Below are 13869 nucleotides of genomic sequence, written 5' to 3' on the forward strand. Positions count from 1 at the left end.
TTTAAGCTTAAAACAAAAATGACAGTACATGATGCAATTTCATCATGTACTGTCATTTTTTAGATAGCTTTTAATTATAACGGGAGCGCAGTACTACGTTTTACGCAGGTCATCGTAACGTTTGAATGGACTTCTTGCACGTAATCTAAGCTCAGTAATTTGTCTCGTACAAAATGCTCATAACCTTCAATCCCTTTTGAGATAATCCGTAACATAAAGTCCATTGTGCCAGCCATACTGTAACACTCTGTTACCTCATCATAACTCATGATGAGCTCTTCAAATTGCGCTAACTGGGCTCTGCCATGACTAGACAATCGAACATGGGCGTATACAAGCATATCAAAGCCGAGTAGTTTCGGGTCCAATAATGCGACTTTATTTGTGATGTAGCCTTCTTGTTCGAGACGTGCGATACGTCGCCAACAAGGTGATTGTGACAGACCCACCTTATCAGCAATTTCTGCAGTTGATAAACTGGCATCTTTTTGTAGCAAAGCCAAAATCTGGCGATCAACTTGATTCAATGACATTATTAATTCTTTATTTAATCAATAGTTAGTAAAATTATATAGGTGAAAAACCTATATGTCTGTTATTTTGTTTAAATTAACCAAATTGTCCACTGACATACGGGTTAGTTTGTTTTTCCCTCCCAATCGTAGTCGTAGGTCCATGCCCTGGATAGACAGTAAAGTCATCAGGTAAGGAAAAAAGCTGTGTTTTAATCGAATTGATAAGCGCTATTTGATCGCCTTTAGGAAAGTCGGTGCGACCAATTGAACCTTTAAATAATACATCGCCCACTATAACGCTATGACTCGGTTCATGAATTAAAACAATATGCCCAGGTGTATGCCCCGGGCAATGGCGCACAGATAAATGTTGCTTACCAAATACTATTTCATCATCATGGACTAGCCAACTATCGGGCATAAATGTGTCGATAGGTGAAAAGCCAAACATTTGCGCTTGTTGTGGTAAGGCATCAAACCAAAATTTATCATCTTTATGTGGCCCCATTATATTTACACTAAAATGAGCAGCAAGGGTGCGAGCGGCCCCGACATGATCTAAATGGCCATGTGTCAAAATGATAATCTTCAAATTACACTGATTAATTTTAACTAGATTTATCAAAACCTCAGGATCCCCACCAGGATCAACTAAGACCGCTTCTCGTGTCTGTGGACAAATTAGTAAGCTACAATTTTGTGCAAAAGCAGTGACTGGCTGAATGTTAATTTTTAGCATATTAAAACTCAAGTAAGACTGGGTATTTTAAATAACCCTGATCATAATAGGGGGTGTGCTGATATAACCAGGCTGCACGCTTTTCAGGCGAGGCGGCAAAATCTACATCCGTGGCTAATTTATTCTGAAACACTTTATCAAGCGCAGTATTGTCTGCGAGCATGTTAGTCGCATAAGGAACAAGAGCATAATTTTCGACATACTCAGTACGCTGAAATAAGGTATTAAAAAAGCCCCATTGAAAAAAGGAATCAACAGCTTGTGGATGGAGTAAGTGTGCAGCTAACTTCCCTAAAGGCTGGTTTGTGTCCACTCTAAACCACGTGTTATCGAGGCCCATGTTTATAATCGTCTGATCGAAATGTGCGTTGACGCGCATCCGCCCTTCAAAGGGCAATGAATCAAATTGATAGTTAGAAATTACGAGTTGAGTCAAAGTTTGTTGCCCCGCATGAGAAACGGGTGAAACCTTTAGCCCCTGTATCTTTAATTTAGCGACGATTTCTTTATACTGCGGTGGAATATAAAAGCTTTTAGGTATATCAAAGATATCGGCTGGCTCTTTTTGCCAAAAAATTGGTAACTGCTCAAACAATTCAGCTTTACCCAGGTATCTAACCTCTTTTTGGCCTGTTAATTGGCTTTCGAAGTGACTAAAACTGATCCCTTTGAAATCAATATGCTCGGCTGTTCGGCTGTAATTTCTTCGTCCGACTAACTGACTTGGTAAGTCTATTTGTTCTCGTATGACCGACTTTTGAAGTACATGTTGGTGTTTGGCTAAGGCGTTTATAGATGCTTCAAGAAAAACATAAGTCCCTAAAACCCTTTGTTTGTAAGGTTTTAGGGAATGGTTTTCTACTAATATTGTGGGTAGATTGCGTAAGTCACCCCAACCATTTGAGAAACGAGGTGTGGCAACCCAGCCCGCTAAGCCCTCTTTAATATTTTGTTTATTCATTACAAATACGAGTGGCCCTGGTATATGTCCCATCCGCTCTAATGCGTTATCAATATCAGGCTTCAAATAATCATCGAGTACCTGTGAAATTTTAGGGGCATTACTGGCAAACGTTGGCATATAACCATACGTCACATCATATTGATAATCTGCACCATCTGTCACATGTACATCGATGTATAAGTCAGGTTGGTAATCATTAACAGCTTTAACTAAAGCCGACACTTCGGGCGTGTCCAGTTTAGTAAAGTCTCGATTCAGGTTCAAATTTTTTGAATTAGTACGAAAGCCCATCTGTGTTGGGCCTCGTTGATTGATTCGATTAAAAGTAGAGCTTCGTTCGTGACCATCAACATTTAGAATGGGAATAAATAAAATGTTCACTTTTTTTAATAATTCACGTTTCGAAGATGTTGCAATATCTCGTAACAACATAAACCCCGCATCCTTACCGTCAATTTCACCACTGTGGATACCGGCTTGAATCAACAATGTGGGCTTATTCTCAGGACTCTTATCGATAGCTTTCAACATCAAGATTTCGCGATTCTGATCACTGATCCCAATCGTTTCGATGCTAAAAATATCTGGGTATTCAATCGCCAGTTTTTTTAAATAGGCCATTGTAGAATCATAATTCGGGCTGTCCTGCCCCTCAGATAATTCAAACGCCGTGGCTAAAGTGTGCGATGGTTGCATTAACTGGGTACTTTTGCCATGCCAAGGCAAATTGGGTGGTAAATGAAAATCCGCGCTTAATGCGGCTGACAAAGCTAATATCGAAAGCATCGGTGTTTATTCTCTTATAATTTGTTATCTGCTTTTAGCTGTCGTAAAGACTGGTTAAAAAGTGAAATGCCCTGTGCACAGCCGGCATACTTTTGGCTGCATACTAAATAAATCGGTTGTCTCGAAAGATAATCGACATGCTGAAACTGAAGTTGATTAATTTCGCCTAAGAACCAGTCATTGAGCAAATTTTTTGCGACCAATGGCTCAACAAGCAAGATATCTGTTTCTCCTGCTAAAAACCTTTTTAACCCTTCGTAATCAGATTGTGATTCTACAATTGATAAAAATTGTTTATAGGCGTCAAATTGTTTGCCGTAGCTATAGCCGCGAGTCAACCCAATTTTATATTTTCTCAACTGATCTAAGCGCTCAAATTGAATCGCTTTATCCCGCTTAAATACCAAATCAGTCTCTAAATAATCGATGGGCTGTGAATAAATCCAATCAAGTTCAGTGTCTTCTGATTTATACCACATAAATGTGAAACCCTGACCTTGGGCAATTTTATACTGGGTTTCTGGCCAGCTCATAAACTCGAACTTTACTTGTCGTTGATGATGTGCAAATACCGTTTTGACGATTTTTCCGAGAGAGCCTTTATCATAACGTCTCCCATCGATATACGGAGGGTAATTATCAACACTTAAAATTATTGATTTAGGCTCTTCAGCTTTGAGTCCAAAAATCATGACTAATAAAGACAAGCTTATAAGCACTTTGTGCATGGGATTTATCCTCTTGCATCGGTAAATTCACATTAGCATAATCTCATAGCGTAACAAAAACTATGATAAGCTCAACTAAACCTTTAATAACAATGATTTTTAAAACATGAGTCAATCAATTTTAATTACTGGCTGCTCTTCGGGGATAGGCCTTTATTGCGCTCAGAAACTCCATGAACAAGGTTATCTTGTCGTGGCTAGTTGTCGACAACTCGAAGATGTTATCCGTTTGAAGTCTCTAGGCTTACATTGTGTTCAGCTCGATTTAGCTTGTACTGAGAGTATCACGCAAGGATTAAAAGACGCTCTTAGTATTACCAACGGTCAATTAGATGCGCTATTTAACAATGGCGCATTTGGCCAACCTGGCGCAGTAGAAGATTTACCAACTCATGCATTAAGACAACAATTTGAAGTGAATTTATTTGGTTGGCATGAATTAACTTGTCAGGTTATCAAAATAATGCGCAAACAACACCATGGCCGAATTATACAAAACTCATCCGTGCTTGGGCTGGTATGTTTACCTTATCGAGGTGCGTACAATGCCAGTAAGTTTGCATTAGAAGGGCTAACCGATACTCTCAGACTCGAACTTAAAGGTTCTGGTATCCAAGTTAGTTTAATAGAACCCGGTCCAATAGCGTCAAAATTTAGAGCAAATGCCCTCAAGGCTTTTATCAACAATATAAAAATAGAGTCGAGTGCTCATAGACATAATTACTTAGCTCAACAACAGCGATTAGAAAGTCAAACTAAACCTCAGCCTTTCACACTTGGTCCTGATGCCGTATTTAAATCACTTAAACATGCCCTCGAAAGTAAAAAAGCTAAGCCACGTTATTATGTCACTTTTCCGACCTACCTTTTTGGTTATTTAAAACGTATTTTATCGACTCAAATGCTTGATCAATTACTAAGTAAATCTAAATAATTAAATTTTGACCACAAAAAAGGGAACCTAAGTTCCCTTTTAACGTTTGCTTTTAATCAAAAGCTTACGCTGATAGACCTTCTTTAGCTTTAGCAACTAATGCTGCGAAAGCAATTTGGTCATATACTGCGATATCTGCAAGGATCTTACGATCGATTTCTACAGAAGTCTTTTTAAGACCGTTGATGAAACGGCTGTAAGTAAGACCATTTTGACGTGCAGCTGCGTTGATACGTGCAATCCATAATTGACGGAAAGTACGTTTCTTCGCACGACGGTCACGGTAAGCATATTGACCTGCTTTAGTAACCGCTTGGAATGCTACGCGATAAACACGTGAACGTGCTCCGTAGTAACCTTTAGCTTGCTTTAAAACTTTTTTGTGACGTTGACGTGCGATAACACCGCGTTTAACTCTTGCCATGATTAAAAACTCCTATTAAGCGAATGGTAACATACGTGAAACTAAACCAACGTCACGTTTGTGAACCATTGTCTTAGGACGTAAGTGAGACTTACGCTTAGAAGATTTCTTAGTCAAAATATGACGAAGATGCGATTGCTTACGCTTGAAACCGCCAGAAGCAGTCTTTTTGAAACGCTTTGCAGCGCCACTGTGGCTCTTTAATTTATAGCCCATTGCAATTACTCCATGAGATTGCATTAATATTAAGTAAGCAGGCGGCTGAATAAATTCAACACTTTTAAGGCCTAACTCACTCGCTAATCCGGCGAATGCGATAAAACATTACTTTTTTGCCGGTTAAATCAGGTGAAACGTTTCAGTTTACTTGTAAACCTGATTTAAATTCGATTACTGATTTATTTTTTCGCTATTGGAGCCATCATCATCACCATTTGGCGACCTTCGACTCTGTTAGGGAAAGACTCTACAGATGAGATATCTTCTAAATCAGTTTTAATTCGGTTCAATAAAGCAATACCAATTTCTTGGTGAGCCATTTCACGGCCACGGAAACGAATGGTGATCTTGGCTTTATCGCCGCCTTCTAGGAATTTACGTAAATTACGTAATTTCACATTGTAGTCACCATCATCAGTACCAGGACGGAATTTAATTTCCTTAATCTGGATCTGTTTTTGTTTCTTCTTTTGCTCTTTTAGTTCTTTGCTTTTTTCGAAAATGAACTTGCCGTAGTCCATGACCTTACAAACAGGTGGCTCAGCATTGGGGCTGATTTCAACCAGATCAACTCCGGCTTCATCTGCCATAGCTTGTGCGTCACGTAATGACACAATACCAGCTTGTTCGCCATCTATATCAATTAGCCTGACTTCTTTGCCTGTAATGTCTTCATTGATCCGATTTTTCTGAGTCGATTGTTGACCCTTCTTTCCGCCTCTAATGATGCGTTCCTCCAAGAGATACTAAATTAAACAAAGCGCGTAATTGTATATTAATTACGCGCATTGCACTATTAAATTCTATTATTTATTTCGTCAGATAATTTGCTTATGAAATCATCTACTTTGAACTTACCTAAGTCATCACCAGAACGAGTTCGAACTGCAATTTCATTCTGCTCAACTTCTTTATCCCCTACGACTAATAAGTAAGGGATTCTCTTCAAAGTATGCTCCCTGATTTTAAAGCCTATCTTCTCATTTCTCAAGTCAGCACAGGCTCTAAATCCAAGTTTATTCAATTTTTCTACAATTTCGTGGCAATAATCAGCTTGTTTATCAGTAATATTCATTACTACAACCTGTTTTGGCGCTAACCACGTTGGGAATTGGCCTGCATATTCTTCAGTCAAAATACCGATGAAACGCTCAATTGAACCTAAAATTGCACGGTGAATCATGACTGGTGTACGTCTTTCGTTGTTTTCGGCAACATACGTTGCACCTAAACGACCTGGTAATGCAAAGTCAAGCTGCACTGTACCACATTGCCACGCGCGATCTAAGCAATCATATAAAGTAAATTCGATTTTAGGACCATAAAATGCGCCTTCACCGGGAAGGTAGTCAAATTCAATTTCATTGGCAGTTAAAGCTTCTGCCAAGGCTTTTTCAGCTTTATCCCACATGTCGTCGTCACCAATACGCTTTTCAGGGCGTGTAGATAACTTAACAACGATCTTTTCAAAACCGAACGTTTCGTATGTATCGTAAACCATTTGAATACAAGACGACACTTCGTCCATAATCTGCTCTTCAGTACAGAATATGTGAGCATCATCTTGAGTAAATCCACGAACACGCATCAAACCATGCAACGCACCAGATGGTTCATTACGATGACAGCAACCAAACTCAGCCATACGTAATGGTAAATCACGGTAAGACTTTAAACCTTGATTAAATATCTGAACATGTCCAGGACAGTTCATTGGTTTAATTGCATACTCACGCTTTTCAGACTCTGTCGTAAACATGCCATCTTTATATTTATCCCAGTGACCAGACTTTTCCCACAGAGCACGGTCCATCATCATTGGACCCTTCACTTCTTCGTATTTGTATTCGCGTAATTTTTCACGAACAAAGTCTTCAAGCTCGCGGTAGATACTCCAGCCATCATTATGCCAAAACACCATACCTGGCGCTTCTTCTTGCCAATGCCATAAATCTAACGCTTTACCAATTTTACGGTGATCTCGCTTTTCAGCTTCTTCTAAGCGTTTTAAATAAGCCGCTAATTGTTTTTTATCAGCCCAAGCGGTGCCATAAACACGTTGCAACATTTTATTATCTGAATCACCGCGCCAATAGGCACCCGCAACCTTCATAATCTTAAAATGATGGCAAAACTTCATGTTTGGTACATGGGGTCCGCGGCACATATCGACATATTCTTCGTGATGATACAGACCAGGACGGTCATCACGGCTAATATTGTCATCTAGAATTTCTATTTTGTATTCTTCTCCTCGTGCTGCAAACGCATCACGAGCTTCTTGCCAGCTTACTACTTTCTTAACAACATCATAATTGGTCTTTGCAAGTTTAAGCATGTGCTTTTCAAGGGCATCAAGATCCTCTTGTGTCAGTGAGTGCTCCATGTCGATGTCATAATAGAAGCCATTGTCAATTGTTGGACCAATAGCCATTTTCACATCGGGGTAAAGTTGCTTGATTGCATGCCCTAATAAATGCGCGCAAGAGTGACGAATGATTTCTAATCCATCATCGTCTTTAGCTGTAATAATTTGTAGTTGGCTGTCTTGAGTTATTAAGTGACACGCATCAACACGTTCACCATTAATTCGCCCGGCGATCGTTGCTTTAGCAAGGCCAGGACCAATGTCTGTTGCAACATCCATTACAGAGACAGCTTGTTCGAATTGACGTTGACTACCGTCAGGAAGAGTAATAATTGGCATGATGTTTCCTTTCTACAGTGGTGATCCCTACAATGCATCACGTGTAGCAGTAAAATTAAAATAAAATACAACGCATAAAACACTTTTACGAGTAAGCATTTGGCTGCATGTGTAGTTTCGAAAACTACAAAAAGGCATTTTGTCTTTTTTAACGTATAATTACAAGATTAAATAAGGAGATAACGACAGCCTATTTTGACATCTACCGAATTATTCCCATACTTGGGTGATGATAAACAAAAGATAGTCCAATGTCCGAGCTGTTACTGCCCACTAAAAATCTGCGGATTGCATCATTAAATTTATTCAATTACGCAGCTCCACCTTTTAGTTATTATCAACTTGATGATCACTACAGCGCACTTCAATGGCAAGAAAAAAACGACTGGCTCTCTCAACAATTACAGGCCTTAAACGCTGATGTAATTGGCTTTGAAGAAGTGTTTAGTGTCGATGAATTACGGGCTGTTTGTGCATCCCACGGTTTAATCTATTTTGCCACGGTGACAACTCCAAAAATAGACTCAGATGATCCCTTTCTATTTTTTCGCCCCGTGGTTGCCATCGCATCAAAATATCCCTTTATCTCCACACATTCAGTGCAAGCAAGTCATTCGTTATTATCCGCGCTCAATTTACCCACAGACTTTCAATTTAACCGTTTACCAATCAAAGCGGTGATTAACATTCCCGAGCTCGGACATACTTGCTTTTTTGTCGTTCATTTAAAATCAAAGCGTCCAACCCCACTATCGCATTATACTGATAGCCATTATTCACCTGATTCCTACGCCAATGCATTATTAAATGAAACCATCGGTCGGTATCACAGCGATATGCAACGGACATTAGAGCTAGCACTCATATTTAATGACGTAGTCAAAACCCAAACCAAGCAAAAGGTACACACCATTGTCATGGGTGATTTAAACGATCAAATTAATGCCGATGGCTTAGGTTTTATTTTCAATGCTGTGCCCGACGACCCCAATCCGGAGCTTGCCACACTAGGGTTAGTTGATACCTGCTATGCGACTAAAACTCGACCTTTTACCCATTATTACCGCGGTGAAGGGAAAGTACTCGATTATATTCTCATCGATAAGATGATGAGCCATCCAGATTCAAATTTTGACGTGTACTACCATTCATGTGACCAACATATTGTTAATACCTCACCTCAAACACAAAAAGTAAGCAGTGATCATGCATTGATATATATCGATATCGTTAAAAAATAAAATCTTCACGACAATAAAAAACATTCGATGATATACTAAAAAAAATTTAGTTTACCGGATTATACAATGAGAACATGTGGTGTAGAAATCAAAGGCAGTGAGATTTTACTGTGTCTATTAAGTAAAGAAGACGATGTTTTTGATATTCGCGACGTGCGCCAAACACGCTTTACCTTATCTAACTCTAACGACGCAGAACAAGTAAAAAAGTTTCAATTTGATTTCAAAAAATTACTTGAGGACTATCAAGTCGATACTGTTGCAATCAAACAACGTCCACATAATGGTAAGTTTGCAGGAAGCGCTGTTGGTTTTAAAATGGAAACAGCCATACAACTAATTGAATCTATCAATGTTGTATTATTGTCAGCCAACGACATCAAAGATCAACTTAAGCGCAATCCATTACCCATCGATTTTGAGTCAACAGGTCTCAAAAAGTTTCAAGAGTCTGCATTTATTTCAGCTTACGTTGAGATTATGGAACGTACTTACCCTCGTTCTCAAACGGAAAATTAATCATTTTATACAAACAAAAAACCGCTTAATATTCATTAAGCGGTTTTTTTAAGATCGTCTTTCAATCAATCTTACTTAGTATACGCGCGTGGAAGCACCGATTCTGTAGTATAACGCTCTGCTAGCTTATCCTGACGAGATTGAGTGCCGTAAAGCTCGCCACCAATCCACATTTTCTCAACTTTTGTGCTTATCTCAAATGGATCGGCACTCCAAAGGACTAAGTCAGCCGCTTTGCCTACCGCTATTTGACCTGCATCAATACCAAACACCTCAGCAACATTTGCAGTGATAGCTTTTAATGCTCCTTCAGGTGACATCCCATTAGCAACTGCAATCCCCGCTTCATATCGAAGTTGATACATATTGTGGCTCGCATCACCAGCAACAGTAAGTAAGACTTTCACACCTGCTTTTTCAAGAACGCCCGCCGTAGTGAGTGACGAATGTAACGAATCGAAGCTGCCAGGTAAATTAGCTACTGTACTAATAATTACGGGTATATTGGCATCTGCCAACTGCTTAGAAATTAGCTGTGCGTCATGTGCGCCGGCAAACACTAGCTTTAATTTTTCAAACTGGTTTTTCAGTTTAATTAATTCAAGCATGTCTTGTGCACGTGACACTTCAACGATGAGGGGTTTGTCCCCTGTTAATAACTCAGTTAAAATCGTTTCTTTTTTAGACGGATCTTTATCATCTTTATCGTCTTTATCGTCTTTTTTCGATTTCTTAGCCGCTTTAGTTAATTTCTTTTCTTGGCCTTCTAAAGTATCAATGAGCTCTTGTAGGCTATATGCACGAGATCCTTTACTGCGCTCACCTAACTCAACTAACACCGCGTTACGCGGAATTAACACACTATCAAACTTACCCGATAGATCGACTACAGAGGTTAACCCTGCAAAAATCTCATCCCCACCAGAAGGGGCTATCACATCGCGAGTAATCCCACCTTTGCGTGCATAAGCAATCAGACTTGAGCGAGGATTAAACGCTAAACTCGGATCAAAGCCAATGTCGGCTTTTTTATCACCTGCATCACGTGATGCAGCAACAGCCCCCACTTCAACCAACCCTAATTGATTAAGCGAGCTAATAATTCCAGGGCTTAATATTTTACCCTTCGCATCAATCATTTGCGTAGCATTGTGAGACTCAGGGTTAATTGCAATAATTTTCCCTTCATCTATGACGACAGTGGCACCTTCAAGAGTTCCTTGTTCTGCCACAGTGTAAACAGTGGCATTAGTAATAGCCACTGGCGCTGCAAATGCAGAAAATCCTGACAATAAGGCAACAGCTAAAATAGACTTTTTAAAACCATTCATTTTTATCATTTCCTTATCGCTGACCTAACATGAAATCACTTTTTGCTTGGTATTTTTCATCAAAACGATCAAATACTTTTGCGCCATCAATAAATACTTGCTCTGCATGCGCATAAACGCTAAACGGGTTTTGATTCCAAATAACCACATCCGCTTGCTTACCAGCTTCAATAGTGCCGGTTTTATCTAAGATACCCAAAGATTTTGCTGGATTAGCGGTAATCCAGGTAATCGCATGTTCTTCTTTGATGTCATAACCAATGTGATTACCGCTGGTCATCGCTTTAGCGGCTTCTTGGTTTAAACGCTGAATAGTCGTATCAGAGTCTGAATGTACAATTGCACATGAGTTTTTGACCGCATCAACGATAGCAATGTTCTCATGCACCATATCGTAGGCTTCCATTTTAAAGCCCCACCAATCTGGCCAAAGTGCTGCACAGTTTTTATTTTCAGCCAGTAAATCGGCAATTTTATACGCTTCGATACCGTGATGGAATGTACCAGCGTGATAACCAAACTCTTTTGATAAATCGATCATCATCGCCATTTCTTCGGCTTTATAACAATGATTGTGGATCATGACCTCACCATCTAACACACCTTTAAGTGTATCAAGCATTAAATCACGCTTTGGTGCTTCTGGATTTTTTCCAGCCGCGTAGTCGCGGTCATACTTTTCCCATGCCATTTTATATTCAGTTGCTAACACAAACGCATCACGATAACCGGCCATATTTCCCATACGGGTTTGAGGCGCCACACGGCGGCTACCATATACACGTTTTGGATTTTCACCACAGGCCATTTTTAAGCCGTATGGGGCTTCTGGGAATTTCATTGCTTGCATCGTATGTGCAGGCACATTTTTAAGCGTGACCCCACGACCACCAATTAAGTTGGCTGAGCCTGGTAATATTTGCATTGTTGTAATACCGCCGGCACGGGCGGTATTAAAACCTGGGTCTTGTGGCCATACTGAGTGCTCGACCCATACCTCTGCGGTAACTGGGCTAGTCATTTCATTGCCATCTTGATGCGATTCAACACCTGGATTTGGGTAAGCCCCCAAATGAGAGTGAACATCGATAATACCTGGCGTTACCCATTTACCTTTCGCGTCTATCACTGTTGCACCATCTGCAATTAAGTCTTGGCCGATTTGACTAATTTTTCCGTCAACGACTAACACATCGGCATCATCTAAACGCTCACCAGTGCCAGTTAATACCACGGCATTTTGAATTAATGTTTGTGTACTCGGTAAAGCTTGATACGTGCTCGGATACGGATTCTTATTGATTGAAATTTTTGGATCTTGAGGACCGGACTCATTACAGCCAACCAGCGCTGCGCTAAGAGCTATCATCATCACCGATGGGGCAAAGTGTCGCATTATTGTTATTCTCCTTTTTATAGATAACAACACTTTAGCGAACAATCAAAGAGATTGCGATTCATTGGCGGCAAAATCACAAAGAATAAAGGTGAATCAAGGCAAGTTTTAGTATCAATATTTACAGAGACAAAGTTAAGGTTAATTCCTTGTCACCACTTGAGAAACATTCAAATAACAACAAAGAAGCGAAACCTATTTTAACTGATAAATATCCGCTTGTTTTATCTGAAAAATGAAAGCCTAAACTTCGCGCTAATACACTTCGCATCACTCCTGCGTGGGTGACAATCAATATCCGCTTACCTTGATGTTCGTGCACAATATTTGTAATCGCAGACCACACTCGTTTATCAAATTCCTGGGTACATTCGCCATTAGGGATAGTGTTCAAATATGGGTGGGCAAAATATTGCTCTGCCGGGCTGTTTTTCTCACTAAATAGGCTTGCATAAAATTGGCCATCCCAATCACCGAAGTTAATTTCAGCGAGTCTATGATCGACTATTAACGCAAATGCTTGCTGATTTTTATATTCCTTTGCAAACTGCAAACAGCGGATTAAAGGGGACGAAATAATGACATCAAATGCCATGTCACCTACTGCTTGTGCCATTTGTTCTAACCCTTGTTCAGTGACGGGATCATCAGTCACCCCTCGTAAGATCTCGCCACCTGCGACTTCCCCATGCCGAAGAAAATATAAATACGTATTCATTGCAGTTCCTTTAATCTAACAGGCAAACCTGCAACAACCAAAGTCACAGAATCGCAGCTCTGTGCTAATGCTTGGTTAAGCCAGCCTTGATAGTCTGCAAATACTCGGGATAACGGGTTATCTGGGGTAATAGAAAACCCAACTTCATTAGATACTATTACCACAGTGCCAGTAAATTGGTGTAAGGCGAGCAGAAATTGTTGTTTAACGAGATCAAATTGATGCTCAAAATCCTTACGGAAATCGGCACCATAATCAGTATATCTCTGTTTTTTTGAGACACAATATAACCAGTTATTCAACCACAACGTCATGCAATCAATCAAGATTGTATGATTGCGGTAACGTGTATCACAGAGGATTTGATGTAACTGTAGTGGGCATTCGACGGTTAACCATCCACGTGGCCGCTCTTGCTGGTGGAGCGAAATACGATGCTGCATTTCTGAATCAAGAGGCTCTGCCGTTGCGACATATACCACACTTAAACCCGATTCTTTCGCAAGCTTTTCAGCTAAGCGACTTTTACCCGAACGTACACCACCTAAAATTAAGTGCTTCATAACTTTCTCTAGTTTTTATGATTAGTGTACCAAATATTGAGAATATAATAATGTTCTAAACTCATACCTTCACAGTTCTTTTGCT

Annotated in this window: 15 protein-coding genes; 3 read left to right on the forward strand and 12 right to left on the reverse strand. The window is 39.9% G+C overall.

All coding sequences use genetic code 11. The features are described 5' to 3' along the window. Positions 1-74: 74 nt before the first annotated feature. The 4 genes from AC3KVK_RS08585 to AC3KVK_RS08600 form a co-directional block, all read right to left on the reverse strand. The gene (locus AC3KVK_RS08585) at positions 75-533 is read right to left on the reverse strand and encodes an Lrp/AsnC family transcriptional regulator (protein ID WP_086745093.1); all 459 of its coding nucleotides are present in this window, start codon (positions 531-533) and stop codon (positions 75-77) included. A 76-nt stretch (positions 534-609) separates the two neighbouring features. Next, a complete protein-coding gene (locus AC3KVK_RS08590; protein ID WP_490311946.1) occupies positions 610-1254 on the reverse strand; it encodes an MBL fold metallo-hydrolase in 645 nt (214 codons plus the stop codon). Position 1255: 1 nt separating this feature from the next. After that, positions 1256-3004, reverse strand: coding sequence for a M14 family metallopeptidase (locus AC3KVK_RS08595; protein ID WP_490311945.1), 1749 nt, complete (start codon positions 3002-3004; stop codon positions 1256-1258). Between the two features lie 14 nt (positions 3005-3018). Further along, positions 3019-3732 carry a substrate-binding periplasmic protein gene (locus AC3KVK_RS08600; protein ID WP_490311944.1) on the reverse strand — a complete coding sequence of 238 codons (714 nt, stop codon included), beginning with the start codon at positions 3730-3732 and terminating at the stop codon, positions 3019-3021. A gap of 106 nt (positions 3733-3838) precedes the next feature. Here AC3KVK_RS08600 and AC3KVK_RS08605 point away from each other — a divergent pair, with 106 nt between their 5' ends. Further along, a complete protein-coding gene (locus tag AC3KVK_RS08605) occupies positions 3839-4666 on the forward strand; it encodes an SDR family oxidoreductase (protein WP_490311943.1) in 828 nt (275 codons plus the stop codon). Positions 4667-4730: 64 nt separating this feature from the next. Here AC3KVK_RS08605 and rplT read toward each other — a convergent pair whose 3' ends face one another. From rplT to thrS, 4 genes are all read right to left on the reverse strand, one after another. Continuing rightward, positions 4731-5090: a 50S ribosomal protein L20 gene (rplT, locus tag AC3KVK_RS08610; RefSeq protein WP_490311942.1), complete on the reverse strand. Its 360-nt coding sequence runs from the start codon at positions 5088-5090 to the stop codon at positions 4731-4733. 15 nt (positions 5091-5105) lie between these two features. Beyond that, positions 5106-5306, reverse strand: a complete 201-nt coding sequence (rpmI, locus tag AC3KVK_RS08615; protein WP_086745099.1) for a 50S ribosomal protein L35 — start codon at positions 5304-5306, stop codon at positions 5106-5108. 182 nt (positions 5307-5488) lie between these two features. Continuing rightward, a complete protein-coding gene (gene infC / locus AC3KVK_RS08620; protein WP_490311941.1) occupies positions 5489-6049 on the reverse strand; it encodes a translation initiation factor IF-3 in 561 nt (186 codons plus the stop codon). Between the two features lie 56 nt (positions 6050-6105). Continuing rightward, positions 6106-8016 (reverse strand): threonine--tRNA ligase, encoded by a 1911-nt coding sequence (gene thrS / locus AC3KVK_RS08625; protein ID WP_490311940.1) that lies wholly within the window; start codon positions 8014-8016, stop codon positions 6106-6108. Positions 8017-8267: 251 nt separating this feature from the next. Between thrS and AC3KVK_RS08630 the strand changes: the two genes are divergently transcribed. Both AC3KVK_RS08630 and AC3KVK_RS08635 read left to right on the forward strand, forming a co-directional pair. Next, the gene (locus tag AC3KVK_RS08630) at positions 8268-9257 is read left to right on the forward strand and encodes an endonuclease/exonuclease/phosphatase family protein (protein ID WP_490311939.1); all 990 of its coding nucleotides are present in this window, start codon (positions 8268-8270) and stop codon (positions 9255-9257) included. Positions 9258-9323: 66 nt separating this feature from the next. Then, positions 9324-9776: a DUF3010 family protein gene (locus tag AC3KVK_RS08635; RefSeq protein ID WP_490311938.1), complete on the forward strand. Its 453-nt coding sequence runs from the start codon at positions 9324-9326 to the stop codon at positions 9774-9776. Positions 9777-9847: 71 nt separating this feature from the next. On the opposite strand, the gene AC3KVK_RS08640 is transcribed toward AC3KVK_RS08635, so the two are convergent. From AC3KVK_RS08640 to cobU, 4 genes are all read right to left on the reverse strand, one after another. Next, positions 9848-11107, reverse strand: a complete 1260-nt coding sequence (locus AC3KVK_RS08640; protein WP_490311937.1) for an amidohydrolase family protein — start codon at positions 11105-11107, stop codon at positions 9848-9850. A gap of 13 nt (positions 11108-11120) precedes the next feature. Then, on the reverse strand, positions 11121-12503 hold the full coding sequence (locus tag AC3KVK_RS08645) for an amidohydrolase (RefSeq protein ID WP_490311936.1): 1383 nt from the start codon (positions 12501-12503) through the stop codon (positions 11121-11123). A 121-nt stretch (positions 12504-12624) separates the two neighbouring features. Next, positions 12625-13221, reverse strand: coding sequence for a histidine phosphatase family protein (locus AC3KVK_RS08650; RefSeq protein ID WP_490311935.1), 597 nt, complete (start codon positions 13219-13221; stop codon positions 12625-12627). Beyond that, a complete protein-coding gene (gene cobU, locus AC3KVK_RS08655) occupies positions 13218-13784 on the reverse strand; it encodes a bifunctional adenosylcobinamide kinase/adenosylcobinamide-phosphate guanylyltransferase (protein ID WP_490311934.1) in 567 nt (188 codons plus the stop codon). The genes AC3KVK_RS08650 and cobU overlap by 4 nt, the downstream gene beginning before the upstream one ends. Between the last annotated feature and the right edge of the window lie 85 nt (positions 13785-13869).

The sequence above is a fragment of the Pseudoalteromonas sp. J2K-J979 genome, from assembly GCF_058169715.2.

Excerpts from the sequence above, each read along its gene's own strand:
- thrS (WP_490311940.1), bottom strand. The coding sequence starts at position 8,016 with ATGCCAATTATTACTCTTCCTGACGGTAGTCAACGTCAATTCGAACAA.
- AC3KVK_RS08600 (WP_490311944.1), bottom strand. The coding sequence starts at position 3,732 with ATGCACAAAGTGCTTATAAGCTTGTCTTTATTAGTCATGATTTTTGGA.
- AC3KVK_RS08630 (WP_490311939.1), top strand. The coding sequence starts at position 8,268 with ATGTCCGAGCTGTTACTGCCCACTAAAAATCTGCGGATTGCATCATTA.
- AC3KVK_RS08650 (WP_490311935.1), bottom strand. The coding sequence starts at position 13,221 with ATGAATACGTATTTATATTTTCTTCGGCATGGGGAAGTCGCAGGTGGC.
- AC3KVK_RS08645 (WP_490311936.1), bottom strand. The coding sequence starts at position 12,503 with ATGCGACACTTTGCCCCATCGGTGATGATGATAGCTCTTAGCGCAGCG.
- AC3KVK_RS08585 (WP_086745093.1), bottom strand. The coding sequence starts at position 533 with ATGTCATTGAATCAAGTTGATCGCCAGATTTTGGCTTTGCTACAAAAA.
- rplT (WP_490311942.1), bottom strand. The coding sequence starts at position 5,090 with ATGGCAAGAGTTAAACGCGGTGTTATCGCACGTCAACGTCACAAAAAA.
- AC3KVK_RS08590 (WP_490311946.1), bottom strand. The coding sequence starts at position 1,254 with ATGCTAAAAATTAACATTCAGCCAGTCACTGCTTTTGCACAAAATTGT.
- rpmI (WP_086745099.1), bottom strand. The coding sequence starts at position 5,306 with ATGGGCTATAAATTAAAGAGCCACAGTGGCGCTGCAAAGCGTTTCAAA.
- AC3KVK_RS08635 (WP_490311938.1), top strand. The coding sequence starts at position 9,324 with ATGAGAACATGTGGTGTAGAAATCAAAGGCAGTGAGATTTTACTGTGT.
- AC3KVK_RS08605 (WP_490311943.1), top strand. The coding sequence starts at position 3,839 with ATGAGTCAATCAATTTTAATTACTGGCTGCTCTTCGGGGATAGGCCTT.
- AC3KVK_RS08595 (WP_490311945.1), bottom strand. The coding sequence starts at position 3,004 with ATGCTTTCGATATTAGCTTTGTCAGCCGCATTAAGCGCGGATTTTCAT.
- AC3KVK_RS08640 (WP_490311937.1), bottom strand. The coding sequence starts at position 11,107 with ATGAATGGTTTTAAAAAGTCTATTTTAGCTGTTGCCTTATTGTCAGGA.
- cobU (WP_490311934.1), bottom strand. The coding sequence starts at position 13,784 with ATGAAGCACTTAATTTTAGGTGGTGTACGTTCGGGTAAAAGTCGCTTA.